The following is a 26,052-nucleotide window of genomic DNA, read 5'->3' on the forward strand; positions in this document are numbered from 1 at the left end:
GACATGGGGCTCGGTACACTTTCAAGTTTGTTGAAAGTGAATGCCTCGCCCATGTCAGAACCCTCTCTTCGACCCAGCGTCTCCTACCGCCCAGACATCGACGGCCTGCGGGCCATTGCGGTGCTGGCGGTGCTGGTGTTCCACCTGCACGCCAGCGCCCTGCCGGGCGGCTTTCTGGGCGTGGATGTGTTCTTTGCGATCTCGGGCTATGTGGTGACCGGCTCGTTGCTGGGCCAGCGCGGGTTGGGGTTCTGGCGCCTGATCGGTGAGTTCTATGCCAAGCGCTTCGCCCGCATCTTGCCGGCGTTGTGCGGGGTGCTGCTGGCCACCTCGCTGGCCGCCTCCTTGCTGGTGCCGCAGTCCTGGCTCAGTGGGTTCAGCGAGAGCACGGGTTTGTATGCCTACCTCGGCCTGAGCAACTGGGTGATGCAGAGCAACGCTGACACCTACTTTGCCCCGCGGGCCGAATTCAACCCCTACACCCACACCTGGTCTTTGGGCGTCGAAGAGCAGTTCTACCTGCTGGCGCCGCTGCTGATCTATGCCTTCATGCGCTGGGGGCAACATGGGGCCCGCGCGCGCGCGCTGGCCTTGGGTGTTGCCAGCATCCTGTGCCTGGCCTCGCTGGCCTACTTTGTGCGACAAAGCAGCCGCCAGCCCGATGTGGCGTTCTATTTCATCGCCTGTCGTTTCTGGGAGCTGGGGTTGGGCATGCTGCTGCGCTTTGCGCATCAGGTCTGGCCGCCGCAGCCGGCGCGCACCACACCCGGGGCTTTGATGAGTGCCAGTCTGCCCTGGCTGGGTCTGGCGGGCCTGGCTGCTGCGCTGGTGGGGGCCCGACCCGGCCCTGAGTCCTGGGTCTGGAACGGCTTGGCGGTCCTGGGTGCCATCCTGGTCATCCAGGCCGGCGCCACGGCGCAGGGCCGCCTCAGCGATCGCACCTTGGGCAGTGCCGTGCCGGTCTGGCTGGGCAAGCGCTCGTATTCGATTTACCTTTGGCATTGGCCGGTCTGTGTGCTGCTGCGTTGGACGGTCGGGCTGGACAGTGCGCTTTCCCTGGCAGCAGGGGGCTTGCTGACGTTGCTGCTGGCGCTGGTTTCGTACCATTGCTTGGAGCTGCCCTTGCGGCACCACCGCCGGCTTGAGGCGTTGCCCAGTGCGGTGCGCATCCTGATCTTCGCAGTGTTTCCCTTGCTGGGCTACCAAGCCAGCCAGGCCTTGTTCCTCCATCGCAATGACATCAGTCTGAGCACCGTGGCGCGCCATGCGGTCGACTGGTATGCCGGCGGCCAGATGCCTTACGTGGACCCGGCCCAGCGCAAATGTCAGGTGAGTCTGCAATCTGTGCCATGGTTGGGTGGTGTGGAATATCGCTATCAGGTCCAGTCGTGCACAACCCCGGGGCGGCACCAGTTCCTGAGTGTGATCGGTGACTCCCATGCCACGGCCTACCTGCCCATGTTGGAGCAGCTCAGTGCCGACACCGGCATGAACGTGGTTCTTTACACTTATCCGGGTTGCTCTTTTCTGAACCTAAAACTTTTGCAGACGCGCTACCTGGATCCAGGCTGCCTGCGCTTCATGCAGACAGCGGTGGGTCGGATCGCCGATGAAAGCCGGCCGGGCGATCTGGTGTTCATGCCCAGCCTGCGCATGCCGCGGTATGGGGACCAATGGGCCAGCTTCCACATCCCGGACATGCGAGCCGCGATTTACAACCAGGGTGCGGAGCAGGAGCGGGCCGAGGCGCTCGCCGAGGCGCGCTCCTGGTTGACCCCGCTGGCCCAGCGCGGCCTGCGCCTGATCTTCGAGGCTCCCAAGCCGATCTTCCAGGCGCCCACCTTCCGCTGCGCCGATGCGTTCAACCGGCACAACCCGATCTGCGTGGGCGACAACCAGCAGCCGCGCAGCACCCTGTTGGATCTGCGCGCACCCGTGCTGGCGGGCATGCAGCGCTTGAGCCAGCAGGTGCCAGGCCTCAGCATTTGGGACCCGCTGCCTGTGCTGTGCCCAGGCGAGGTTTGCAGCAGCCTGCGCGACGGTCGCCCCCTGTTCTTCGACGGTGACCACCCCAGCGCCTATGGCAACTGGGTGCTGTACCCCGATTTCAAGCGGATGATCCTGAGCTTGCCCGAGGCGGCGCCTGCCCCTTGAGCGGGCCTGGGCGTTGAAGGCGGGCGACAATCCTCCGATGCTGCATGCCAATCGCCTCTCGCCACGCCCTGCCCTGTCTCGCCCCCTGTGGGCTTTGAGCCTGGGCGCAACCCTGTTGTTGGCCGCCTGTGCCAGCCGCCCTCCCGAATCCGCGCCGACCTCGGCCGCTCCGGTCACGGCCAACTCGGCTGCGCCTCAGGTGGCGGCTCCGCCTGCTCCGGGTCCCGGCGCTGCCAACCCCGAGGCGGGCTTTGCCCGTTGGGTGGAGGGCTTCAAGGCCTCGGCGCGGCGCGCCGGCATCAGCGAGGCCACGCTGCATGCGGCCTTCGACGAGGTGCAGTTTCTGCCCCAGTTGATCGAACTGGACCGGGCCCAGCCCGAGTTCAACCGCCCGGTGTGGGACTACCTGGACCGCGCCGTCACCCCGCAGCGTGTGACCAATGGGCAGAAAAAGCTGCAGCAGGTGCGGGCCGAGGCCGATGCGGCGGCAGCGCGTTACGGCGTGCCGGCCAGCATCCTGGCGGGCTTCTGGGGCATGGAGAGCGACTTCGGGCGCAACTACGGCAACACCTCGGTGATCGATGCCCTGGCCACGCTGGGCTACGAGGGCCGGCGCGAGGCCTGGGCCCGGGGTGAGTTGCTGGCCGCGCTGAAGATCCTGCAAAACGGCGACATCGACCGTGCTCACATGATCGGCTCCTGGGCCGGGGCCATGGGCCAGACGCAGTTCATGCCTTCGATTTTTCTGGCTTATGCCGTTGATGCCGACGGTGACGGTCGCCGCGACATCTGGGGCAGCATGGCCGACGTGATGGCCTCCACCGCTAATTTTGTGGCTCATTCGGGCTGGCTGGCTGGCCAGCCCTGGGGCGGCGAGGTGGTGTTGCCGCCCGGTTTCGACCTGGCCCGAGCCGATGGTGAGTTCAAGCAGAGCAGCGATCAATGGGCCACCGAGGGCCTGCGCGGCCCGGGTGGCGCACCCTTGCCCGTGTTGGCCCAGGCGGCGGTCTTTCTGCCCGCAGGCGCGCGTGGCCCGGCCTTTCTGATCGGGCCCAACTTCAAGGTGATCCTGCGTTACAACAACGCCACCAGCTACGCCTTGGGCGTGGCCCTGCTGGCCCAGCAACTCGATGGGGGCCCGGCGGTGCAGGCCGCCTGGCCCCGCGATCTGCAGCCGCTCAGCCGCAGCCAGACCCGCGCCCTGCAAACCGCCCTCAACGAGCGCGGCTTTGACAGCGGCACCCCCGACGGCCTGATGGGGCCGGCCACGCGCGACGCCGTGCGCCGCTACCAGCGCAGCGCGGGTCGGGTGCCCGACGGCTACCCCACGCTGGAGCTGCTGCAGAGCTTGCAGCCCTGATCAGTCCGCCAGCTTGACGGAAGTTGTCCGCCAGATTTTCTCGGCGTACTCGGCAATCGTGCGGTCCGACGAGAACGGTCCCATGCCGGCCACGTTGCGCAGCGCCATGCGGTTCCAGGCTTCGGGTTTCTGGTACAGGGCGTCGACCTTCTCCTGCGTGGCCACGTACGAGGCGTAGTCGGCCAGCAGCATGTAGTGGTCGCCCCAGTTCACCAGCACGTCGTAGATGGCCTGGTAGCGGTGCGGCTCTTCGGGGCTGAAGCGGCCGTCGCGGATGGCCTCCAGCACCCGCTGCAGCTCGGACTTGCCGGCCAGCACCTGGCGCGGCTGGTAGCCCTGGCTGCGCAGGGCGGCCACCTCGGGTGTGGTGTTGCCGAAGATGAAGATGTTCTCCGGACCCACCGCCTCGCGGATCTCCACGTTGGCGCCGTCGAGCGTGCCGATGGTGAGTGCGCCGTTGAGCGACAGCTTCATGTTGCCCGTGCCCGAGGCCTCGGTGCCGGCGGTGGAGATCTGCTCCGACAGGTCGGCCGCCGGGATGATCAGCTCGGCCAGGCTCACGCTGTAGTTGGGCACGAACACCACCTTGAGCAGATCGCCCACGGCCGGGTCGTTGTTGACGGTGCGCGCCACGTCGTTGATCAGCTGGATGATCAGCTTGGCCATGTGGTAGGCCGAGGCGGCCTTGCCCGCGAACACCACCACCCGAGGCACTTTGACGGAGCCGGGCTGCTCGATGATGCGCAGGTAGCGCGTGACCACGTGCAACACGTTGAGCAGTTGGCGCTTGTATTCGTGAATGCGCTTGATCTGCACGTCGTACAGTGCATCGGCCGGCAGGGCCAGGCCCATGTGCTGCTGCACCCAGGTGGCAAAGCGCTGCTTGTTGTGCTGCTTCGCGTTGCGGAAGGACTGCAGCAGGATGGGGTCGTCCAGCCGGTCTTTGAGCTGGCCCAGCAGGTTCAGGTCGCGCCGCCAGCCCGGGCCCACGGCGCCGTCCAGCACGCTGGCCAGGGCCGGGTTGGCCTGGGCCAGCCACCGGCGCTGGGTGATGCCATTGGTCTTGTTGTTGAAGCGCTCCGGCCACAGGCGGGCGAAGTCGGCAAAGATCGACTGCGTCATCAGCTCGGAGTGCAGGGCCGACACGCCATTGACCGAGTGGCTGGCCATCACCGCCAGGTAGGCCATGCGCACGCGGCGTTCGCCGCCTTCGTCGATCAGTGACACGCGCCGCATCAGGTCGGTGTCGCCGCCGTGGCGCTGCGCCAACTGGCCCAGGAAGTAGGCATTGATGTCAAAGATGATCTGCAGGTGGCGTGGCAGGACGCGGCCCAGCATCTCCACCGGCCAGGTCTCCAGGGCCTCGTGCATCAGGGTGTGGTTGGTGTACGAGAACACCCCCTGGCAGATGCGCCAGGCGTCGGCAAACGGCACGTGGTGCACGTCCAGCAGCAGGCGCATCAGCTCGGGCACCGCCAGCACCGGGTGGGTGTCGTTGAGGTGGATGCTGACCTTGTCCTTGAGCTGGTCGAAGGTGTCGTGACGCGCCAGGTAGCGGCGCAGCAGGTCTTGCACGCTGGCGCTGCAGAAGAAGTACTCCTGGTGCAGGCGCAGCTCGCGGCCCGAAGGGGTGGAGTCGTCGGGGTAGAGCACGCGCGACACGTTCTCGGAGTGGTTCTTGCGCTCCACTGCCTCGAAGTAATTGCCCCGGTTGAAGGCGCCCAGGTCGATTTCTTCGGTGGCCTTGGCCGACCACAGCCGCAGCGTGTTGGTGGCCTGGGTGCCAAAGCCCGGAATGATGGTGTCGTAGGCCATGGCACGCACGTCCTGGGTGTCGACCCATTCGCAGCGGTCACCATGGCGCAGTACGTGGCCGCCGAACTGCACCCGGTAGACCACCTCGGGGCGCGGAAACTCCCAGGGATTGAGGTTGTTCAGCCAGTAGTCGGGTACCTCGACCTGGCGCCCGTCGACGATGGTCTGGCGGAACATGCCGTAGTCGTAGCGGATGCCGTAGCCATAGCCGGGCACGCCCAGCGTGGCCATCGAATCGAGGAAGCAGGCGGCCAGCCGGCCCAGGCCGCCGTTGCCCAGGGCGGCATCGGGTTCGAGTTCGGCCATGGCTTCGATGTCCAGGCCCAGCTCGGCCAGGGCGGTGCGCAGCGGCTGCTCGATCTCCAGCGCGATCAGTGCATTGCTGAAGGTGCGGCCGATCAGGAACTCCATCGACAGGTAATAGACGTTCTTCACGTCCTGGGCCGCCTTGGCGCGGGTGGTGGTCATCCAGCGCTCGACCAGCAGGTCGCGCACCGTGTAGGCCGCAGCGTTGAGCCAGTCCACCGGGCGGGCCGTGGCCGGGTCCTTGCCGACGGTGAACATCAGCTTGTTGGCGATGGCACGTTTGAGCGAGGCCGCATCGTGCTGCGGCGCGTCGTAGTCGAAGACGGACGGGGTGTGGGTCATGGCTGTCTTTCGCTATCAGAAAGGGGCGTGGGTGGGTCGGGCCGCCGTGTGCAGCAAGGGGGTACGCCCCGGTTCAGGGCTTCAGCAGGGACTGGTACAGCGCCACATAGTGCCGGGCCGACTCGTCCCAGCCGCAAGCACGACGCATGCCTGCCTGGCGCACCTTGGCCCAGGCCTTGGGTTGCCGGTACAGCGCAAAGGCGCGGCGCAGGGCGTGGCGGTAGGCGGCCTCGGAGAAATCGTGGAACACAAAGCCGTTGGCGCTGCCGTCGTCCAGGGTGGCCAGGTCGGCATCCACCACCGTGTCGGCCAGGCCGCCCACGGCCCGCACCAGGGGCAGGCTGCCGTACTGCAGGCCGTACAGCTGGGTCAGGCCGCAGGGTTCGAAGCGCGAAGGCACCAGGGTCACGTCGGCGCCGGCAAACACCCGGTGGGCCAGGGCCTCGTCATAGCCCAGGTGCACCGCCACGCGCCCGGGGTGGCGCTGGGCCAGCAGGGCAAAGGCGTGTTGCAGCTCGGGGTCGCCGGTGCCCTGCACCAGCAACTGGCCACCGGCGGCCACGATGTCGTCGCCGCCGGCCAGCACCAGGTGTAGGCCTTTTTGCTCGGTCAGCCGGCTGACCACGCCGAACAGCGGTGCCCCGGGGTGGGGGTCGAGCTTCATCTCGTGCTGCAGCGCCGCTTTGCACGCGGCCTTGCCGTCGGCCTGGTCGGCTGTGTATCGCCGGGCGATCAGCGAATCGGTGGCGGGGTTCCAGACAGTGGTGTCGACCGCATTGAGGATGCCGCTGAGCACGTCACGCCGGTGGCGCAGCAGGCCGTCGAGCCCACAGCCCTGCTCGGGCTGCTGGATCTCGTGGGCGTAGCTCGGGCTCACGGTGGTGATGCGGTCGGCAAAGTGCAGACCGGCTTTCATGAACGAGATCTGGCCGTGGAATTCCAGGCCTTCCACCCTGAAGAAGTGAGCCGGCAGGCCCAGCTCTTGCAGGTGGTGGGCCGCGAACACGCCCTGGTAGGCCAGGTTGTGCACGGTGTACACACTGGGCACCGGCCGGCCGGGCCAGGTGTGCAGGCAGGCGGCGGCGAGCCCGGCATGCCAATCGTGGCCATGCACCAGCTCGGGCCGCCAGGCCGGGTCCAGGCCGTGTGCAAGGTGGGCCGCAGCCCAGCCCAGGGCGCCGAAGCGGCGCGCGTTGTCGGCATAGGGCCGGCGCTCAGCGTCTTCGTAGGGGTTGCCGGGGCGGTCGAACAGGCCGGGGGCGTCCAGCACATAGGCCTGCAGCGGCCCGTCCGGGGTGGGCACGGCGGCCAGGGTGCCGCGGCGCAGGTGGAGCCGCTCGCCCCAGGGGGCATCGAAGTGGCCCACCAACGTGTCATCGCTGAGGCCGGCTCGGATGGCCGGAAAGCCCGGCAGCAAGGCCCGGGGTTCGACGCCGGCCGCCACCAGGGCCGAGGGCAGGGCCCCGGCAATGTCGGCCAGGCCCCCGGTCTTGAGCAGGGGGAACAGTTCGGCACTGACTTGCAGGATGCGCATGGTGGGGTCCTTCCGGGCGTTCGGGGGCATTCTCGGGTTTCAGGGCTTGGGCTCGGTGGCCGCCGGCTCGGCCGCCAGACGCGCCAGCATGGTGCGGGTGACCAGCACCACGCCATTGTCCGTGCGCTCGAAGCGCTGCGCGTCCAGCACCGGATCTTCGCCGATCACCAGCCCCTCGGGCAGCACACAGCCCCGGTCGATCACGGCCTTGCGGATGCGGCAGCCTCGGCCCACGGTGATGTTGGGCAGCAGCACCGCCTGGTCGATCTCGCAGAACGAATGCACCCGCACGCTGGAGAACAGCACCGAGTTGCTGACGTGCGAGCCCGACACGATGCAGCCACCCGACACCATGGTGTTGATGGTCTGGCCATGGCGCCCCTCGGCGTCCTGCACGAACTTGGCCGGTGGCAGCTGGCGCTGGCTGGTCCAGATGGGCCAGTCGGTGTCGTAGATGTCGAGCTCGGGGGTGACCGAGGCCAGGTCAAGGTTGGCCTCCCAGAACGCATCGATGGTGCCCACGTCGCGCCAGTAGGGCTGGGCCTCGGGCGAGGTCGACACGCACGACAGTGAGAACGGGTGCGCCTGGGCGCGGCCCTCACGCACCACACGCGGGATCACGTCCTTGCCGAAGTCGTGGCTGGACTCAGGGTTGGCCAGGTCTTCCTCGAGCAGGTCGTACAGGTATTGGGCGTTGAACACGTAGATGTCCATGCTGGCCAGCGACACCTGGTCGTTGCCGGGCATGGCGGGCGGGTCGGCGGGTTTCTCGACGAAGTCGGTGATGCGCCGTTGCGCATCCACCGCCATCACGCCAAAGGCACTGGCCTCGGCGCGGGGCACCTCGATGCAGCCCACGGTGCAGCCGGCGCCGCTGTCCACGTGGTCTTTGAGCATCAGCGAGTAGTCCATCTTGTAGACGTGGTCGCCAGCCAGCACCACCACGTACTCGGGGCGGCTTGACTGGATGATGTCCAGGTTCTGGTAGATCGCGTCGGCCGTGCCGCGGTACCAGTGCTCTTCATCCACCCGCTGCTGGGCGGGCAGCAGATCGACCATCTCGTTGAGCTCGGCGCGCAGAAAGCTCCAGCCTCGCTGCAGGTGGCGCAGCAGCGAGTGCGACTTGTACTGCGTGATCACCCCGATGCGGCGGATGCCCGAGTTGACGCAGTTGGACAGCGCGAAATCGATGATGCGGAACTTGCCGCCGAAATACACCGCCGGCTTGGCACGGCGGTCGGTCAGCTGCTTCAGGCGTGAGCCACGGCCGCCGGCCAGCACCAGCGCAATCGTGCGGCGCACCAGCATGTGGGGTTGTTGCAGTCGGTCGGCAATCAGGGCCGCCTGCTGGCTGTGGGTGTCGTTCATCTCGGTCTCCTTGCTGTTTTGTCGGTGTGTCTTGGTCAGGCGGCTTCAAGGGCCTTCAGGTGGTCACGGTGGGCTGCTCCATGCCGGTGAAGTGGCGCACCCGGGCCAGTTCTTCGGCCAGGGCGATCAGAGGGGCCAGGGCCTGCTGGGCGTCCAGTCCGTGGCGGGCCGGATCGGCCTCGTGCCGCTCCAGGTACAGGCGCAGGGTGGCCCCTTCGGTGCCAGTGCCCGAGAGTCGGAACACCAGGCGCGAGCCATCGCTGAGCACGATGCGCACGCCCTGGCGCTGGCTGATGCTGCCGTCGACCGGGTCGGTGTAGGCGAAGTCGTCGGCCAGTGCGATGGTCAGCGGCGTGGCAAAGCCGGCCACGCTGCGGCCCGGCAGGGTGGGCAGCTGCTCGCGCAGGCCCTGCATCAGGGCGTCGGCGCGCTCGCTGGCAATGCCCTCGTAGTCGTGGCGCGAGTAGAAGCAGCGGCCGTCGGTGCGCCACAGGGCCTGAACCAGCTCGGGCACGGTCTGGCCGGTGGCAGCGATCAGGTTGAGCCAGAACAGCACGGCCCACAGGCCGTCTTTTTCGCGCACGTGGTCCGAGCCGGTGCCATAGCTTTCTTCGCCACACAGGGTGGCCCGACCGGCGTCCAGCAGGTTGCCGAAAAATTTCCAGCCGGTGGGGGTCTCGAAGCACGGGATGCCGAGGCGGCGCGCCACCCGGTCGACGGCGGTCGAGGTGGGCATGGAGCGTGCCACGCCCTGCAGCCCGCGGGCATAGCCCGGCACGCGGGTGGCATGGGCGGCCAGCACGGCCAGGCTGTCCGAGGGCGAGACCGCGAAGTCCCGCCCCAGGATCATGTTGCGGTCAGCGTCGCCGTCCGAGGCCGCGCCCATGTCGGGCGCATCGGGCTGGGCCATGTGCTGCACCAGGTCGGTGGCGTTGACCGGGTTGGGGTCGGGATGAAGGCCGCCAAAGTCCTCCAGGGGAACGGCATTGACCACCGTGCCTGCAGGCGCGCCCAGCTCGCCTTCGAGCAGCGCCCGGGCGTAGGGGCCGCCGACGGCGTTCATGGCGTCGTAGCGCAGCCTGAAGCCCGAGGCGAACAGGGCCCGGATGGCGTCGAAGTCGAACAGCTCTCGCATCAGGTCGGCGTAGGTGGCCACCGGGTCGATCACCTCGACCACGGTGTGGTGCAGGGTGTGGCTGCCCAAGGTGTCCAGCGGCAGGTCGGGGCTGTCCAGGCTGTGCAGGGTGCTCACTTCCAGGCTGCGGCGGTAGATGGCTTCGGTCACGCTCTCGGGGGCCGGGCCGCCGTTGCCGATGTTGTACTTGATGCCGAAGTCGCCGTCGGGCCCGCCCGGGTTGTGGCTGGCCGACAGCACGATGCCGCCGCTGGCCCCGTGGTGGCGGATCACGGCGCTGACCGCCGGGGTGGACAGGATGCCGCCCTGCCCCACCAGCACACGAGCGTAGCCCTTGGCTGCCGCCATGCGCAGAATGGTCTGGATCGCCACCCGGTTGTGGAAGCGTCCGTCACCGCCCACGACCAGGGTCTGGCCGCTGGCATCGGGCAGCACGTCAAACAGGGCCTGCACGAAGTTGTCCAGGTAGCGGGCTTGTTGGAACACGCTGACCTTCTTGCGCAGGCCCGAAGTGCCGGGGCGCTGGCCTGGGTAGGGTTGGGTGGGCTGGGTGGTCAACGGGGGCATGGCGACGGGGTCTCCTGAAAACGTGGGCATCAAGATGGGTCGGCCAGCAGCAGCGCGAGGCTGCCTGCGGCCAGCGAGTACGGACTTGGCACCGGGGTGCCGGCGGCGTTGAGGCGGTCGGTCTCAGTATCGAGCGCGAGCCGCCAGGGCGCGGCGCCGGGCAGGCAGAAATCCAGCGCCTGCGGCCCGGGGTTGAGCAGCATCAAGACCGCTGTGGCGCGCGGCGCACGGTCGCGTGGCGGCTGCAGCAGAAGCATCAGGCTCGCGCCGCTGGGCTGGGCCCAGTCGGCATCGCCCAGGGGCTGGCCCGCGGGGCTGAACCACCGGGCCTGGGGGCCGGGGCCCTGCCCATCGTGGCGCCACCAGCCGACCGCTTGCAGCGGCCCCAACTGACGGCGCAAGGCCAGCAGTTGCTGCACAAAGCGGCACAGGCTGGTGTCGGCCTGCTGCCAGTCAATCCACGACATGGGGTTGTCTTGGCAGTAGGCGTTGTTGTTGCCCTGCTGGCTGTGACCCAGTTCGTCGCCGGCCAGCAGCATGGGGGTGCCCAGCGACAGGCCCAGCAGGGCCAGCAGGCTGCGACGCTGCAAGGCGCGCCGTTGCAGTACCTCGGGCTGATCGGTGTCGCCTTCCACCCCGTTGTTGGTGCTGAGGTTGTGGCTGTGGCCGTCGCGGTTGTCTTCGCCATTGGCCTGGTTGTGCTTGTGCTGGTAGCTGACCAGGTCGCGCAGGGTGAAGCCGTCGTGCGCGGTGATGAAGTGGACGCTGCTGTGCGCCGGCCGCTGGCCGAACTCGACGCTGGAGCCGGCCAGCCGGTGCGCCAGCGCGCCGCGCGTGCCGGTGTGCAGCAGCCACTGGGCGCGCATCTCATCGCGGAAGCGGTCGTTCCACTCCAGCCAGCCGCTGGGGAAGCCGCCCAACTGGTACCCGCCGGGGCCGATGTCCCAGGGCTCGGCAATCATCAGGCGTTGGCGCAACAGCGGGTCCTGGGCGATGGCGGACAACAGCGGGGCCTGCGGGTTGAAGCGGCCTTGCTGCCCGATGGGTTCGCGCGCCAGCACCGGGGCCAGGTCGAAGCGGAATCCGTCAACCCCGAACTCGCCTACCCAGCGGCGCAGGCTGTCCATCACCAGGCGCAGGGCCAGCGGCTGGTTCAGGTCCAGGCAGTTGCCGCAGCCGGTCCAGTTGACGTAGCGGGCCGGATTGGCGGGGTCGAGTTGGTAGTAATGCCGGTTGGCGATGCCGCGCAGCGAGAGCGTGGGGCCGAGTTCGTCGGTTTCGGCGCTGTGGTTGTAGACCACGTCCAGCACCACCTCCAGGCCCGCTGCGTGCAGGGCTTCGACCATGGCGCGGAACTCGGTGCGCGGGCTGCTGCCGGGGCGGCCGCTCCAGTAGCGGGTTTCGGGGGCGCTCCAGCCCACCGTGCTGTAGCCCCAGTGGTTGCTCAGCCCCAGGGCCTGCAGGCGCGCCTCATCGGCCCTGAAGGCCACCGGCATCAGGCTCACGGTGGTGATGCCCAGGGCCTGCAGGTGGGCGATGCTGGCCGGGTGGGCCAGGCCCGCATAGGTGCCACGCAGGGCGGGTGGCAAGGCCGGGTTGAGGGCGCTGAAGCCCTTCACATGCAACTCGTAGAGGACACGTTGGGCCGGGTCGATCTGGGGGCGCGGCTGCTGCAGCGGCGGCAGGTCGGCCACCACGCGGGCCTTGAGCGCGGTGGCGCCATTGTCCAGCGGGCAAGGGCGGCCGGTGGGCATGCCCTCCACGCGCTCGTCGCCCTGGTGCAGTGCACTGCCGTCGTAGCGGCCCAGCACCTCGCGCGCCCAGGGGTCGAGCAGCAGTTTGGCCGGGTTGAAGCGCAGGCCTTGCTCGGGTGCCCAGGGGCCGTGCACGCGCCAGCCATAGATCAGGCCGGTGGCTTCTGGCGCGCTGCAGGGCAGCAGGGCGTGCCACACGCCGCCGGTGGCGTCGCGGGTGTCGGGGCTCAGGGCCAGACGGGCCGTTTCGTGCCGGCCCTCGGGGTCGTACAGGCACAACTCGACGGCGCTGGCCTCGGGGGCCGTCAGGGCAAAGTGCACCCCACCGGGCACCAGGCTGGCGCCCAGTTCTGCCGGGGCAAGGTGGGGGGGCAGCGGCGCGAAGTTCATGCGCTCGGCGCTAGCACGATGCAGGCCAGCGGGGGCAGGTTCAGGGTGATCGACTGGGCCCGTTGGTGCATGGGCACGGCCTCGACCGGGCCGGGCTGCAGCGGATGGTCGCTGCCGCCGTACACCCCTTGATCGGTGTTGATCAGCGCGCGCCAGGCCCCGGCCTGCGGTAGACCGATGCGGTAAGCCGGGCGTGGCACCGGCGTGAAGTTGCACACCACCACCACGGGGGCACCACTGCGCGAGCGGCGCACGTAGGCGATCACCGACTGGCTGGCGTCGTCGTGCGAGAGCCACTCGAAGCCCGCCGGATCATGGTCGAGTTCGTGCAGTTCGGGGTGGGCGCGGTAGCTCAGGTTGAGGTCGCGCACCAGGCGCTGCATGCCGGCGTGCCCGGGCTGTTCCAGCAGGCTCCAGTCCAGGCTTTGCTCGTGCTGCCATTCGTGGCCCTGGGCGAATTCGCAACCCATGAACAGCAGCTTCTTGCCCGGGTGGGTCCACATGTAGCCATAGAGGGCTCGCAGATTGGCCAGTTGCTGCCAGCGGTCGCCCGGCATCTTGGCCAGCAGCGAGCCCTTGCCGTGCACCACCTCGTCGTGTGACAGGGGCAGCACAAAGTTTTCGTCGAAGGCGTAGACCATGCTGAAGGTGATCTGGCCCTGGTGGTGCCGGCGGTGTACCGGGTTGTGTTGCAGGTAATGCAGGGTGTCGTGCATCCAGCCCATGTTCCACTTGTAGTGAAAGCCCAGGCCGCCGCCTTGCAGATCGGCGCTGGGCGGGCGGCTGACACCGGGGAAGGCGGTCGATTCTTCGGCCAGGGTGATGGCGCCGGGGCGCTGCACGCCCACGGTGTGGTTCATCCAGCGCAAGAACTCGATGGCTTCGAGGTTCTCCCGCCCGCCATGGCGGTTGGGCAGCCACTGGCCGGGCTGACGGCTGTAGTCGCGGTACAGCATCGAGGCCACCGCGTCCACGCGCAGCTCGTCGATGCCGAAGCGCTCCAGCCAGTACAGCGCATTGCCCACCAGAAAGTTGCGCACTTCCAGGCGACCAAAGTTGTAGATCAGGGTGTTCCAGTCCTGGTGAAAGCCTTCGCGCGGATCGGCGTACTCGTACAGGTGGGTGCCGTCGAAGCGGGCCAGGCCATGCGCATCCGACGGGAAGTGCGCCGGCACCCAGTCGAGGATCACGCCCAGGCCGGCGGCGTGGGCGGCATCGACGAAGTATTGAAAGTCTTCGGGGCTGCCGAAGCGCGAGGTGGGCGCGAACAGCCCGATGGGCTGGTAACCCCAGGAGCCATCAAAAGGGTGCTCGCTCACCGGCAGCAGCTCCAGGTGAGTGAAGCCCAGGTCGCGGGCGTAGGGCACCAGGGTGTCGGCCAGCTCGCGGTAATTGAGCCAGCGCCAGCCGTCTTTCTTGCGCCACGAGCCCAGGTGCACCTCGTAGATGCTGATGGGCTGGTCGAACTGGTTGGCCCGGGCCCGCTCGGGGGCCATGGGCCGGTGGGCGGGCAGGCCCTGCACCACGCTGGCGGTGGCGGGGCGCAGCTCGGCCCGCAGGGCAAACGGGTCAGCCTTCTGCAGCCGACTGCCGTCGGCCCCCAACACCTCGAACTTGTAAAGCGCACCGGGGCCGACAGCGGGCAGGAACAGCTCCCAGATGCCGGCTTCGCGGCGCAGGCGCATGGGGTGGCGGCGGCCATCCCAGTGGTTGAAATCGCCCACCACCGAAACACAGCGCGCATTCGGCGCCCACACGGTGAAGCGTGTGCCGGCCACGCCCTCCAGCGTGACCGGGTGGGCACCCAGGCATTCCCAGGGGCGCAGGTGGCGGCCCTCGGCCAGCAGCCACAGATCGAGTTCGCCCAGCAGCAGGCCAAAGCGGTAGGGGTCATCCAGCAGCTGTTCGACCGGTGCGGCGTCCCCCTGCCCGGGCCAGCGTACCTGCAGCCGGTAGTCGGGCGGCGGGTTGTCAGGGCCTGCGGGGCCCAGGTCGGCGGCCCAGACCGCGCTGTCGCCCAGGCGTTGCAGGGCCTGAATGGCCTGCCCTTCGGGGTGGTTCATCAGGGTGACGGCCTCGGCCCCCGGCTGCAGGGTGTGCAGCCACCAGTGGGCGCCGCGCTGGCGCAGGCCCAGCGCGCCGAAGGCGTCGGGGTGGCGGGCCTCCATCAGTGGCGCCAGTTCTTCTTGGTTCAGCATGTCGGCTTGTCTCGTCAGGGGGCAGAAAAAGGGCTGGAAGGGGCTGGGCTCAGGCGGGCGGCAGGCGTTCGTAGAGCTGCGTCAGCCGGCGCAGCAGCGTGGCGTGTTCGGGCTGCACATCGCTCCAGCGCAAGCGCCAGGCCCAGTTGCCCTGGGGGGTGCCCGGCTGGTTCATGCGGTGGCTGCCGTCCAGGCGCAGCACATCCTGCAGCGGGCAGATGGCCAGGCCGGCCACGCTGGCCCAGGCCGCGCGGATGAAGCTCCAGCCCACATCGCTGCCGTCGCAGGCCAGGTAGTCGCGCACGTGGCGGCGGATGGGCTCGGGTGCGCTGGCCCACCAGCCCAGCGAGGTGTCGTTGTCGTGGGTGCCGGGGTAGGCCACGGTGTCGGGCTCGAAGCGGTGGGGCTGGTGGTGCGCCTCTTCCTGGTCTTCGCCCCAGGCAAACTGCAGCACGCGCATGCCGGGAAGGCCCAGTTGGCGGCGCAGGGCCGTCACTTCGGGGGTGATCACCCCCAGGTCTTCGGCGATCACCGGCAGTGGGCCCAGCGTCGCGCTCATGGCCTCGAACAGGCCGGCACCGGGGCCTGGCACCCAGCGACCGTGAATGGCGGTGGGTTCGCTCGCGGGGATCTCCCAGTAGCTCTCGAAGCCGCGGAAATGGTCGATGCGCACTTGATCGACCAGGCTCAGGGTCAGGCGCATGCGTGCCGTCCACCAGGCGTAGCCCTCGGCGGCGTGGGTACTCCAGCGGTACAGCGGGTTGCCCCAGCGCTGACCTTCGGCACTGAAGCCATCGGGTGGCACCCCGGCGACCACCTCGGGGCGGCCATCGGAGCGCAGCTCGAACAGATCGGGCCGGGCCCACACCTCGGCGCTGTGCTGCGCAATGAAGATGGGCACATCGCCCAGCAGCTTCACACCGCGCTGGTGGGCGTACTCGCGCAGGGCCTGCCACTGGCGAAAGAAGGTCCATTGGCAAAAGCCCCAGAAGGCGATGCGCGGCGCCAGCTCAGCCCGTGCCTGCGCCAGGGCAGCGCCTTCGCGCCGGGCCAGCGGCGCGGGCCAGTCCATCCAGTCGCGGCCGGGCTGGCGCTCGGACAGTGCCATGAACAGGGTGTAGTTGGCCAGCCAGGGGGCGTGTTGGGCGCAGAAACCGGCCAGTGCGGCCTGCTCGGCCGCATCGGCCTGCGCCTGAAAGCCGGCATGGGCCTGGGCCAGGGCGGCCAAGCGCCAGGGGATCACCGCCTCGTAGTCCACCCAGCGACCGTCGCCTGTCGGTGGGTGGGCCAAGGCCTCGGGTGGCAGCCAGCCGCGCTGCTGCAGCTCGGCCAGGTCGATCAGCAGCACATTGCCCGCAAAGGCCGAGGGGCTCATGTAGGGCGAGTGCCCCAGGCCTACGCCATTGAGCGGCAAAAACTGCCACCAGCCCTGCCCGGCCGCCTGCAGCCAGTCGATGAAATGGCGGGCATCGGTGCCCAGGTCGCCGCTGCCGTGCGGGCCGGGCAGCGAGCTCAGGTGCAGCAGGACGCCGCTGGCGCGTGGGGTGGGCTGGGTCATCGAGGCGAAAGCGTGTGGAGGGTGAAGGCCAGGGTCGGCGGCAGGGGGCGTTCGATGCCTGGGTGATTTTGTGACAGCCAATTGTTGCCTGCTGGTGACTTGAAGGTCTGATTGGTGAGTTGGGTGTCCATGCGTTCCTTAGGCCTTGGCAATCTTCATGCCAAAGCTGGCTTGTGGGTGCGGTCACCCAGGCGATTCCGTGATCTGCAACAAATCCGGCATCGCCGTAAACTGCCGCCAACCCATTCTGGCGCACCCTTGGGCGGTGCGCGTCTCTTTCTATGGAGCGACAGGCATGACGGATTCTTCCGCTTACACCCCCCCGGCCATCTGGACTTGGAACACCGCCAATGGCGGGCGTTTTGCCAACATCAACCGCCCCATTGCCGGGCCCACCCATGAAAAAGCCCTGCCGGTGGGGCGCCACCCGCTGCAGCTTTACTCGCAGGGCACGCCCAATGGCCAGAAGGTGACGGTGCTGCTGGAGGAGTTGCTGGCCCTGGGGCATGCCGGGGCCGAGTACGACGCCTGGCTGATTCCGATCCAGGAGGGCGCGCAGTTCGGCAGTGGCTTTGTCGAGGTGAACCCCAACAGCAAGATCCCGGCGCTGATGGACCGCAGCGGGCCAGAGCCGATCCGGGTGTTCGAGTCGGGCGCCATCCTCATGTACCTGGCCGAGAAATTTGGCGCCTTCCTGCCCCCGGTCAGCGAGCCGGCACGCCGCGCCGAATGCCTGTCGTGGCTGTTCTGGCAGATGGGCAGTGCGCCTTTTCTGGGGGGCGGTTTTGGCCATTTCTATGCCTATGCGCCGATCAAGATCGAGTACGCGATCGACCGCTACGCCATGGAGGTGAAGCGGCAGCTCGATGTGCTGAACCGCCACCTGGCCACGCACACCTACCTGATCGGCGACGACTACACCATCGCCGACATGGCCATCTGGCCCTGGTACGGGGCCCTGGTCAAAGGCCAGACCTATGGCGCCGGCGAGTTCTTGCAGGTGCACGAGTACACCGATGTGATCCGCTGGGCCGATCTGATCGCCCAGCGCCCGGCCGTGAAGCGGGGCCGCATCGTCAACCGCACGGTGGGCCAGCCCGAGGCCCAGCTGCGCGAGCGCCATGACGCCAGCGACTTCGACACCCGCACCGAAGACAAGCTCAATCCCCCCGCCTGAGGCCGCTCCATGACTGTCACCCTGTACGACTGTTCCACCGCCCCCAGCCCGCGCAGGGCCCGCATCCTGCTGGCCGAGAAAGGGGTGTCCCATGAGACGGTGCAGATTGACCTGCGCCAGGGCGAGCACTTCAGTGACGCGTTCCGGCGCGTCAACCCGCAATGCACCGTGCCCGCCTTGGTGACCGAGGAAGGCCCTGTGCTGACCGACAACGCCGCCATTGCCGCCTACCTGGAGGCGCGCTACCCCGAGCCCCCGTTGCTGGGCATCACGCCGCTTGAAAAGGCTGAGGTGGCGCACTGGCATTGGCGGGCCGAATTCGAGGGCTTGCTGGCGATTGCCGAGGCGCTGCGCAACAGCTCACCGGCCATGGCCAACCGCGCCCTGCCTGGCCCTGTCAACTACCCCCAGATACCGGCCCTGGCCGAGCGCGGCATCGCCCGACTGCAGCAGTTCCTGACCGACTTGAACCAGCGCCTGGAAGGCCGCGAGTTCATCGCCACCGATCGCTTCAGCCTGGCCGACGTCACTGCCGTGGTGGCGGTCGATTTTGCGCGCGTCATCAAGCAAAAGCCCGGCGAGCAGCACCCGCATGTGCTGCGCTGGCGTGCGGCCATGGGGCAGCGGGCCTCGATGGGTTTGTGAGTTCAGCGCCGGGTCAGCCACCAGGCCACATCGGCGGCCGGCACCCGGCCTTTGAGGCCGCCGGGCACCTCGACCCGCTGCAGCAAGGCCAGGTTCAGGGCGGCGCCGTAATGCTGGTGCAGCTCGGTCTCGTTGACGGCGAAAGGCGGTCCGGGCAGCAGACTTTGCTCGTACTCGAAACAGATCAGCAACTGCGGTGCCGCCGCAGACAAGGCCAGCAGCTGCGCCGCGTAGTCGCGCCGCATGGCCTCGGGCAGGGCCACCAGGGCGGCGCGGTCGTACACCGCGTCCACCGGGCCGAGTTGCTCGCGCGTGAGCGCAAAGAAGTCGCCCACAAAAACGTCCAGCCCCGGCGCGCTGTAGCGCTGCAGCGCCCCTTCAGGGCTGATGGTGGGGCGCTGTCCGAGTTCCTCGAACAGCTCGACCACCGCCTGCTCGCTCAGCTCCACCCCTACCACCCGGTGGCCCCGGGCCAGCAGCCAGTGGATGTCCAGCGTCTTGCCGCACAAGGGCACCAGCACCCGGCTGTCTTCTGCGAGCTTCAACTCGCGTTGCAGCCTGGGCCAGTGCGTGGCCAGCAGCGGGTGCACCGCGCTTTGGTGGAAGCCGATCTCTTTTTGGGCCCATTTCTGGTGCCAGAACGTTGCGTGCATGGGGTATTTCGGTCAAGACCTTGATCAGACGGAGGGAAGTGTAGAGCTCAGAGGATGTTCTTGCGGGTTCCGATACCATTCACCCCCTGAGAGTCAGACCAGCATCTTCAGGGGGCAAACGCCGTGACAGGCCCGGTCATTTTTTTCGAGGGTCCACGCGAGCATTTCTTCCGGCCGCTGACCTGGCAGGATCGCGAGGCTTGTGCGGCTGTGCTGCGCCGCCTGCACGACCGCGTGCACGGCCCCGAGGCCGACTATGCCGAGGTACTGACCCGTGAGTTGGTCCTGGAGGTCACGCTGGCCGTGGTGGCCCAGCGGGCCTATCGCCAGGGGGCGCTGGGGGCTGGTGAGGCCGTCGATGCTGAAGCCGAGCGCAGCTACGCCCTGGGCCTGTTGCGTGCGCTCAAGGAGCACGGCTGGCTGGAAGATTACAAGGACCCGATCGAACTGCAGCCCACCCTCAAACTGACCCGGGCCGGTAAAGCCTTTGCCGAGGTGTTTGCTGAACTCGACAACGCCCGCCACCGGACCCGGCAGCGCAACATGCGCTCGGCCCGCAAGGCGCTGCAAGCCTTTTTGGACACCCGTGATGAAGACGAGCTGCTGGATGCCCATGACTACGCCAGCCGCGTGGTGCAAGACCTGCAGGACGACATCGAGTATTTCCGCGGCCTGATGCAGACCCTCACGCGTGAGGCCTTGACTCAGCAACTGGCCTGGAGCGAGTTCAATGATTTTCTGGAACACCGCTTCGGCAAGGAGATGTCGGTGCGCCTGGTGGCCGATTCGGTGGACCGGCACCGCAGCCAGATCGTCGAGCTGCTGGACCAGATCCGGGCCTGGCCTGCCGAGCAGCGGCTGCGTCTGGATGCGGCGCTGGGGCAGCGTGCGGCCTGGTTGGCGCCCCTGCTGGAGGGCCGCAGTGCGGTGCTGTGGTTGTGTCAGCGCATCGAGGTGCTGATTGACGGAGCCTGTGCCGTCAAGCTGCCCATGCTGCGCAGCGAGATGCACAACTATGTGCGCCGCTTCACCAGCTTGCTGCGCCAGGCGCTGTCGCTAGACTACGGCGCCGAGTCGCCCATGGGGCTGACACTGGCCGGCATCAAGGCTGCCGATGCCCCTACCCGCGACGACTGGCTGGAGCGCCTGGGCCAGCGCCTGAGCACGGCCGAGGTGCGCCTGCCAGCCGGAGGGCTGCGTTGGACGCAGCGCGCGCGCCAGACCCAGCCCGATGACGAGACGGAGTGGCAGATCCGTGCCGGCAGTCGTCTGGAGGCCGCCATGCGCCGGGCTGAATCCGAGGCCTTCATCATCAGCGAGGCTCGTGTGTTGGCGCAACTGGATCAACTGGCCCCAGACCGGGCGCTGCGCCTGTCCGAATTGGCCACGCACCGTGCCGATCAGGTGCTCACGGCTTTGCACGCCGTGGGCGCGGCGCGCTCCACCCTGGGGCGTGCCCGCTGGCAGGTGAACAGGTTGCCGACCCGCTTTGAAACCGATAGCTTTGTGGCCGACGATTTCGAGTTGCAGCCCCGTCGCGACGATAGGGTCCTCCCCAGATGAACACGCCCACCACTTTTCACAGCCTGCTGGAGGCTCGGCTGGCCGAACGCACGGCCGCCAGTGTGTCGACCCGGCGCTTTGCCGAAATCTGCAGCCGGCTGCTGGCCAGCGGCATCGTCTGGCGCGAGTACTCCAAGCCTGAACAGGCCTTGTACGACGACGCCACCATTGCCGAAGAGTTGCTGCGTGAATGGTTCGATGTGCTGGGCTTTGCCCTGGTGCACGACACCGATGCCAACCTGATGCGCCTGTACCCCCCGGGCGATGATCAGGACGATGAAGACGGCGTGAAGCGCTTGCGCGCCCGCTTGCCCAAAGACGTGGTGGCGGCCGCGCTGGCCCTGCGTTTTCTTTACACCGAGGGGCTGACGGGCCAACGCGAGTTGGTCAACCAGGAACTCGCCATCAGCCTCGACGAACTGTCGCAGACTCTGGTGTCGCTGCTGGGTCTGACCTTGCCTGCGCCGATGGGCGAGCGCGCCCAGCTGTTGCGCGAGCTGCGCAAACACCGCCTGATCCGTTTCAAGGACGTCGATGGCCTGGGCCAGATGGACACCCTGGTCAGCGTGCTGCGTCCGGTGATGTCCTTTGTCAGCGACGAGGCCTTGAACGAGGTCTTGCAGCACATGGGTCAGCGCCGCGGTACCCGTGCAGGCCTGCCGCAGGCCGAGACCGACCCCCCTCAGGCCTGACATGCAAATCACCCGACTCATCACCCTGAACTGGGGCACGCTGGAAAGCCGCGACTGGCCACTGGCCGCCGCCACCTTGTTGACCGGCGAATCCGGATCGGGCAAATCCACCCTGCTGGACGCCTTGCAAGCGGTGCTGACCGCGGCACGCCAAGGCGTGTTCCACTTCAATGCTGGCCAGAACGAGTCGACGCAAGGTCGGCGTGGCGGGAAAGAGCCACGCACCCTGCACGCCTACGCGTTAGGCCAGTGTGGCAACGAAGTCTTTTTGCGCCAGCGCGCCACCTGCTATGTCGGGCTGGTGTTCGAGCCTTCGGGCCAGGAACAGGCGGCCCCCTTCAGTGCCTTGCTGGGCCTGGAGGCACATGTGGAAAACGGCCGTGCCGATGGCAGCAAGCCCCTGTTCTTTCTGCTGCAAGGGGCACTTTCCTTGAGCCATCTGCTGAGTCCGGCGGTGTCGGGGCGCAGCCGACCCTTGGGCCTCAAAGAGGCCTATGCCCAGCTGCAATTGCGCCTGGGGCTGGCGCCTGAGCAATTGACGCGTTTTGACGGCAAGGACAGTTACCTGCAGCACCTGTATGGCCGCCTGTTGGGCCGAAAGTTTGTGCTGGAGGCCGATGCCACGCGGTGCGGGCGCGCACTCGTCAAGGCCATGGCCTACCGCGAGATCGGCAACGTCAACGACTTGGTGCGCGACGAGATCCTGGATGAACGCGATTTTTCGCAAGAGGTGGGCAAGATGCGTCAGCTCATGCAGGACATCGCCCGCCTCAAGGCCGAGGCCGAACGCCTCAAGCTCAACATCGACCGCCTGCGACTCGTGGATGAAGCGGCGCTCGACGTCGTCACCCTGCTGCGTCGCCATGTGGTGCACCTGAATGCCCACGCCCTGCGCCTGCTGCGCGAATGCCAGCTTGAGCAGGCCAGTGCCGAACGCCGTCAGCAAGCCCTGCTCAAACAAGCCGGTGACTCGCAGGACCGGCTGAACCGCATTGCCAATGATCGCCGCGTGATCGATGCAGACTTGGCCCTGGTGCAAAGCGAGCTGGCCCAGAGCGATGTGGCCCAGGAAAAGCAGCGCCTGGCGGCCAGTGCCGCGCAGTACGCCGAACAGTTCTACAAAGAATGGGCGCGGGTGCAGCAGGCCGCCGTCCAGATGGACCAGGTGTTGGCCAACACCCGGCAATTGCTGGACCTGGAGGCCGTGCTGCCCGCCGAGTTGCGGGCCGTGGTGGCGCGATTGGCTCCGGTGGAACAACATGCGAGCCGGCTGTGGCGGCCTGCGCGCACGCCGCTGCTGGCAGCGGCCCGCCTCGATGATGAACTGGCTGCGTTTGAACTGGAACCACTGGATGCAGCCCTGTGTGAGCTGGAGGTGGCCCTGGTCGGACCAGGCCCTTCGGTGATGGCGGCGTTGATTGGTGCCCGTGCGGCCCTGGGCCAGCAGCGGGCCGAGCTGAACGATGAACAGACCGCCCTGCGTGCCGAGCAAACCTTGTTGTTGCAAGGCCGCTCTCCCGCACCTGCCGATGTTCAACAGGCCTTGAGCTTGCTTGAGGACGAATTGCCCGCCAGCCGCCCCCGCATGTTGGCGGCGCTGATCGAGCCCAAGGCGGACAGCCCGTGGCAGGCCGCCCTCGAGGGCTACATGGGGCGTGACCGCTTTGCCCTGATCGTGGAGACCGACTTTGAAGAGGATGCCCTCAAGCTCATCCGCCGGCGTTTTGCCCGGCGTTCGCCCAAGATCGTGCAGGGCAGCAAGGCCCTGAAAGACACCCAGGGCTTGAGCCTGCCCCCTCAGGCCGTGCTGCACGAGGTGGTCTGCGAGCACCCGGTGGCCCAGGCCTACCTCAAGGCCTTGTATGGCCGCGTGCGCAAGGTGGACAGCGAGGCCGAGTTGCGTCATGTGCCCCAGGGCCTGATGCAGCAAGGCCTGGGCAGCCGTGCCTACGGCATGTTTGCCTGCCTGGCCCATGAACAGGAGCTGGCTTTTGGCCAGCAGAGCCGGCAGCGTCGTCTGGCCTGGGTCAGCCAGCGTCTGGACGCTTTGGTGCCCGAGCTGCGCAGCTTGCAAGCCCTGGACCAATCGCTGCAGGGTGTAGAGGGCTGGTTTCGGCGTGTGGGCGCGGCCTCGCTGGCTGAAGCACTGGTCGAGGCCTTGGGCACGCGGCTGCGCTTTGTCGATGTGCAACAGCACCTGGCGCGGCTGGACACCTCCAGCATCGAGGGCCTGGAGCAGCGCCGCAACAGCCTGCAAGAGCGTCTGGAGGCCTGTGCTGCGTTGTGGGACGCGGAGCAGCGAGCCATGGGCGTGCAGGGCAAAGAGCTGGATCAGTTGGTCAAGCGCCTGAACGAGTTGTCCGAACGCCAGCCTGAGCTGGGCTTGCAGATCACCAGCGCCCAGGTGTGGATCAGCCGCTTTGCCGCTGAGGCGAACGGCGTGGCAACCGAGCTGCAATTGTTGACCGAGGCCCAGGCCCTGTGCGATGCCGATGACCCCAGCACCAGTGCCCTGCAAAGCCGAATCAGTGCCACCCATGAGCAACTGCCTGACCGCCTGAAAACCTTGCGCAACCAGGTCAGCACCTATCTGGCTGGGGCCCGCACCGATGACGAGCGCTTTCAATGGGCCGAGCCCCCTCGCAACCTGGACCAGATCGAGGCGGTGCTGCAGGCGGCCTTGGCGGCCCAGCAGGCTGCGCGTGAGCAGGTGCGGCGCCAGGAGGGCACCGGGCTGGCCGACAACCTGACCCGGCTGGAGCAGGCCGAAGGCCTGTTTAACCACGTGTTCACCAGCGATTTCTGCTTCAAGGTGCGCAGCGATGTGAAAGATGGATCGATCACTTTGCGCAAGCTCAGCAGCGAGCTCAAGGCGATTCAGTTCGGGGTCGACTCGTACGATGTGGTGCAGGACTGGGTGCCCCGCTTCAAGGCCTATTACGACTTCTTCGAGGCCCTGGACGCGGTGGTCGATCAGCTGGAAAAAGACAAGGTCTCGATTTTTGAGGCGCCTCAGTTGTCGGCCGAGCACCGCGACACCGCCCAGGAGATCAAGCGCCTGCTGCTGTCGCAGGATCAGGTGGCGGCCGAGCGGGCCCTCAAGGAGCTGGCCGACTACCGCAACTACCGTCGCTATGACATCCACCGCATCGTCGGGGGCCACCGCACCCCCATGTCCACCTGGGGCACGGGATCGGGCGGTGAGCTGGAGACCCCGTTTTACGTGATCCGTGCCGCCGTGCTGGCCCATGCGCTGGGGCACTTTGGCCGGGGGCCGCAGGCGCCGGCCTTGCGCGTGATGCTGTCTGACGAGGCCTTTTCCAAGATGGACGAGACTCGGTCTCGCGCCGTGCTGCGTTTTCTGGCGCACAACATGGGCCTGCAACTCATTGTGGCCATGCCCACCTCCAAGTCCGGGGCCATCAAGCCCGAGTTCGACAAGGAGTACACCTTCTCCAAGCTCGAAGCCGAGGCGGATGGCCAGACGGTCTATCTCAGTGAGGTGCAAGAGCGTGATTTCAAGCGTGAGGCCCTGGCCCGCCTGTGGGAGCAGCACGCTCAGGCGGCCCGCGATCAGGCCCGCCTGGCCTTTGAGGCCCAGCCCCCCGCCCACTGAAGTTGACGTTGACGTTGACGTTGACGATGACGCTGCCGCCCCGCCACCCCTGCCTGATCCGGCTCTCGCACGCCTTGCTGCGCAAGGCCGAACGCAGCCGGGGTGAGCGCGCCGCGTCATTGGCCTTGGACGCGACCGTGCTGCCCGAATTGCACCAGGCTGCAACGCCCCACGAGCTGACCCACCTGACGTTGTTGTTGCAGGCCTGGTGTGAATCGGGCTGGGTGCAATTGAAACTGGACAAGGCCCTGCCCTTTCAGACCCTGGCCGATCGTCGCCCCAGTGTGATCTTGTTGGACGCTGCTGGCCTGGCGGCCTGGTCGGGTTTCACGCCCACGGCGCCGCGCTGGAGCCGGCAACTGGTGCAGGCCCTGCGTGAGCCGGGTGTGCTCACCGTGCCAGACGCGCCAGCCCTGCTCGACTACCTGCTGCGCAACCCCTTGCCTGTGCTGGTGAATCGACCAGCCACCGATTGCGCCCAGGTGTTCAACGCCCTGGCGGATGACTGTGCCAAGGGCCGACCCCGCTACCTGCGCGAGCTGTCGGCGAGGCATTTCTGGGGGCACAGCAAGGTGCTGGATGCCCGCGAAGAACTGTTGCGCCTGCTGGGGGCGGCCGAGGGGCAGTTTCTTGAGGCGCCTTTGCAACTGCTGATCGACCTGCCCGAGCTGCCGGATGGGGGTGACGAGGGCCGTGTCGGGTTGGAGGCGGTTGTGTTCATCGAAAACGGCGTCAGCTTTGAGCGCATGGCCCAGGCCCGCCAGGCTCTTTGGCAACGCAGTGCCCTGGTCTACGCGGCCGGTTTCAAGGGGGCGGCCCGGCGCTTGCGTCAACCCGGAGGCGCTGCACTTTATTGGCGCAGTCCTGCACCGTTGGGCGGGCGGCAGGCCTTCGAGCAATGGCTGAGCGACCCTGCGCGAACCCCCTCCCTGCAGGTCTGCTTCTTTGGTGACCTCGACTGGGCCGGTCTGCATATCTTGGCGCAGTTGCGCCAGGGCTTCCCGGACTGCCAGGCTTGGCAGCCTGGCTACGCCCCCCTGCTGCAGCACCTGCAAGCCGGCCAGGGCCACCGCCCCGACGAGGCCGACAAAGAAGCCCAGGTCGACCCGGGGCACACAGGCTGTGCATATGCCGACCAGGTTTTGTTGCCGGCCTTGCGCCAGAGCGGGTGCTTTGTGGATCAGGAGTTGTGGCCTGGGGGGCTGGGCTGACCTGCCCGCTCAGG

Annotated in this window: 17 protein-coding genes; 8 read left to right on the top strand and 9 right to left on the bottom strand. The window is 67.6% G+C overall.

What is annotated here, in order from left to right; genetic code table 11:
• The first annotated feature begins 51 nt into the window (after positions 1-51).
• A complete protein-coding gene (locus AC07VS_RS10005; RefSeq protein ID WP_494750870.1) occupies positions 52-2,154 on the top strand; it encodes an acyltransferase family protein in 2,103 nt (700 codons plus the stop codon).
• 37 nt (positions 2,155-2,191) lie between these two features.
• Complete coding sequence (locus AC07VS_RS10010) at positions 2,192-3,514, top strand: lytic murein transglycosylase (protein ID WP_494750871.1); 1,323 nt, start codon at positions 2,192-2,194, stop codon at positions 3,512-3,514.
• Here the strand turns inward: AC07VS_RS10010 and AC07VS_RS10015 are convergent, their stop codons facing one another.
• The 8 genes from AC07VS_RS10015 to AC07VS_RS10050 form a co-directional block, all read right to left on the bottom strand.
• Positions 3,515-5,977, bottom strand: a complete 2,463-nt coding sequence (locus tag AC07VS_RS10015; protein WP_494655847.1) for a glycogen/starch/alpha-glucan phosphorylase — start codon at positions 5,975-5,977, stop codon at positions 3,515-3,517. It abuts the gene before it with no gap.
• A 73-nt stretch (positions 5,978-6,050) separates the two neighbouring features.
• A complete protein-coding gene (gene glgA, locus AC07VS_RS10020; protein ID WP_494750872.1) occupies positions 6,051-7,511 on the bottom strand; it encodes a glycogen synthase GlgA in 1,461 nt (486 codons plus the stop codon).
• A 39-nt stretch (positions 7,512-7,550) separates the two neighbouring features.
• The gene (gene glgC / locus AC07VS_RS10025; protein ID WP_494750873.1) at positions 7,551-8,879 is read right to left on the bottom strand and encodes a glucose-1-phosphate adenylyltransferase; all 1,329 of its coding nucleotides are present in this window, start codon (positions 8,877-8,879) and stop codon (positions 7,551-7,553) included.
• Between the two features lie 55 nt (positions 8,880-8,934).
• Positions 8,935-10,581 (bottom strand): alpha-D-glucose phosphate-specific phosphoglucomutase, encoded by a 1,647-nt coding sequence (locus tag AC07VS_RS10030; RefSeq protein ID WP_494655845.1) that lies wholly within the window; start codon positions 10,579-10,581, stop codon positions 8,935-8,937.
• A gap of 29 nt (positions 10,582-10,610) precedes the next feature.
• Positions 10,611-12,725 (bottom strand): glycogen debranching protein GlgX, encoded by a 2,115-nt coding sequence (gene glgX / locus AC07VS_RS10035; RefSeq protein WP_494750874.1) that lies wholly within the window; start codon positions 12,723-12,725, stop codon positions 10,611-10,613.
• Positions 12,722-14,923 carry a 1,4-alpha-glucan branching protein GlgB gene (gene glgB, locus AC07VS_RS10040; RefSeq protein WP_494750875.1) on the bottom strand — a complete coding sequence of 734 codons (2,202 nt, stop codon included), beginning with the start codon at positions 14,921-14,923 and terminating at the stop codon, positions 12,722-12,724. The genes glgX and glgB overlap by 4 nt, the downstream gene beginning before the upstream one ends.
• Positions 14,924-14,972: 49 nt before the next feature.
• Positions 14,973-16,481 (bottom strand): 4-alpha-glucanotransferase, encoded by a 1,509-nt coding sequence (malQ, locus tag AC07VS_RS10045; protein WP_494750876.1) that lies wholly within the window; start codon positions 16,479-16,481, stop codon positions 14,973-14,975.
• On the bottom strand, positions 16,478-16,612 hold the full coding sequence (locus tag AC07VS_RS10050; RefSeq protein ID WP_494750877.1) for a hypothetical protein: 135 nt from the start codon (positions 16,610-16,612) through the stop codon (positions 16,478-16,480). The genes malQ and AC07VS_RS10050 overlap by 4 nt, the downstream gene beginning before the upstream one ends.
• A 164-nt stretch (positions 16,613-16,776) precedes the next feature.
• On the opposite strand from AC07VS_RS10050, the gene yghU reads away from it, so the two are divergent.
• Positions 16,777-17,658: a glutathione-dependent disulfide-bond oxidoreductase gene (yghU, locus tag AC07VS_RS10055; RefSeq protein ID WP_494655841.1), complete on the top strand. Its 882-nt coding sequence runs from the start codon at positions 16,777-16,779 to the stop codon at positions 17,656-17,658.
• A gap of 9 nt (positions 17,659-17,667) precedes the next feature.
• Positions 17,668-18,303, top strand: a complete 636-nt coding sequence (locus AC07VS_RS10060; protein WP_494750878.1) for a glutathione S-transferase family protein — start codon at positions 17,668-17,670, stop codon at positions 18,301-18,303.
• A gap of 2 nt (positions 18,304-18,305) precedes the next feature.
• Here the strand turns inward: AC07VS_RS10060 and tmpT are convergent, their stop codons facing one another.
• On the bottom strand, positions 18,306-18,956 hold the full coding sequence (gene tmpT / locus AC07VS_RS10065) for a thiopurine S-methyltransferase (protein WP_494750879.1): 651 nt from the start codon (positions 18,954-18,956) through the stop codon (positions 18,306-18,308).
• Positions 18,957-19,079: 123 nt separating this feature from the next.
• Here tmpT and AC07VS_RS10070 point away from each other — a divergent pair, with 123 nt between their 5' ends.
• From AC07VS_RS10070 to AC07VS_RS10085, 4 genes are read left to right on the top strand one after another with little or no spacing between them, the layout of a single operon-like run.
• Positions 19,080-20,519 carry a Wadjet anti-phage system protein JetA family protein gene (locus AC07VS_RS10070; RefSeq protein WP_494750880.1) on the top strand — a complete coding sequence of 480 codons (1,440 nt, stop codon included), beginning with the start codon at positions 19,080-19,082 and terminating at the stop codon, positions 20,517-20,519.
• Positions 20,516-21,211, top strand: a complete 696-nt coding sequence (locus tag AC07VS_RS10075) for a DUF4194 domain-containing protein (protein ID WP_494750881.1) — start codon at positions 20,516-20,518, stop codon at positions 21,209-21,211. Before AC07VS_RS10070 ends, AC07VS_RS10075 begins: the two co-directional genes overlap by 4 nt.
• A gap of 1 nt (position 21,212) precedes the next feature.
• Entirely contained in the window at positions 21,213-24,827 is a 3,615-nt protein-coding gene (locus AC07VS_RS10080; RefSeq protein WP_494750882.1) for an SbcC/MukB-like Walker B domain-containing protein, read from the top strand.
• 26 nt (positions 24,828-24,853) lie between these two features.
• Positions 24,854-26,038, top strand: coding sequence for a hypothetical protein (locus tag AC07VS_RS10085; RefSeq protein WP_494750883.1), 1,185 nt, complete (start codon positions 24,854-24,856; stop codon positions 26,036-26,038).
• Positions 26,039-26,052 lie beyond the last annotated feature (14 nt).

This window comes from Curvibacter sp. GW821-FHT01G03 (assembly GCF_059422285.1).

What these genes read in the sequence shown, in the direction of transcription:
- AC07VS_RS10005 (WP_494750870.1), top strand. Translation starts at nt 52, where the DNA reads ATGTCAGAACCCTCTCTTCGACCCAGCGTCTCCTACCGCCCAGACATC.
- AC07VS_RS10010 (WP_494750871.1), top strand. Translation starts at nt 2,192, where the DNA reads ATGCTGCATGCCAATCGCCTCTCGCCACGCCCTGCCCTGTCTCGCCCC.
- AC07VS_RS10015 (WP_494655847.1), bottom strand. Translation starts at nt 5,977, where the DNA reads ATGACCCACACCCCGTCCGTCTTCGACTACGACGCGCCGCAGCACGAT.
- glgA (WP_494750872.1), bottom strand. Translation starts at nt 7,511, where the DNA reads ATGCGCATCCTGCAAGTCAGTGCCGAACTGTTCCCCCTGCTCAAGACC.
- glgC (WP_494750873.1), bottom strand. Translation starts at nt 8,879, where the DNA reads ATGAACGACACCCACAGCCAGCAGGCGGCCCTGATTGCCGACCGACTG.
- AC07VS_RS10030 (WP_494655845.1), bottom strand. Translation starts at nt 10,581, where the DNA reads ATGCCCCCGTTGACCACCCAGCCCACCCAACCCTACCCAGGCCAGCGC.
- glgX (WP_494750874.1), bottom strand. Translation starts at nt 12,725, where the DNA reads ATGAACTTCGCGCCGCTGCCCCCCCACCTTGCCCCGGCAGAACTGGGC.
- glgB (WP_494750875.1), bottom strand. Translation starts at nt 14,923, where the DNA reads ATGCTGAACCAAGAAGAACTGGCGCCACTGATGGAGGCCCGCCACCCC.
- malQ (WP_494750876.1), bottom strand. Translation starts at nt 16,481, where the DNA reads ATGACCCAGCCCACCCCACGCGCCAGCGGCGTCCTGCTGCACCTGAGC.
- AC07VS_RS10050 (WP_494750877.1), bottom strand. Translation starts at nt 16,612, where the DNA reads ATGGACACCCAACTCACCAATCAGACCTTCAAGTCACCAGCAGGCAAC.
- yghU (WP_494655841.1), top strand. Translation starts at nt 16,777, where the DNA reads ATGACGGATTCTTCCGCTTACACCCCCCCGGCCATCTGGACTTGGAAC.
- AC07VS_RS10060 (WP_494750878.1), top strand. Translation starts at nt 17,668, where the DNA reads ATGACTGTCACCCTGTACGACTGTTCCACCGCCCCCAGCCCGCGCAGG.
- tmpT (WP_494750879.1), bottom strand. Translation starts at nt 18,956, where the DNA reads ATGCACGCAACGTTCTGGCACCAGAAATGGGCCCAAAAAGAGATCGGC.
- AC07VS_RS10075 (WP_494750881.1), top strand. Translation starts at nt 20,516, where the DNA reads ATGAACACGCCCACCACTTTTCACAGCCTGCTGGAGGCTCGGCTGGCC.
- AC07VS_RS10080 (WP_494750882.1), top strand. Translation starts at nt 21,213, where the DNA reads ATGCAAATCACCCGACTCATCACCCTGAACTGGGGCACGCTGGAAAGC.
- AC07VS_RS10085 (WP_494750883.1), top strand. Translation starts at nt 24,854, where the DNA reads ATGACGCTGCCGCCCCGCCACCCCTGCCTGATCCGGCTCTCGCACGCC.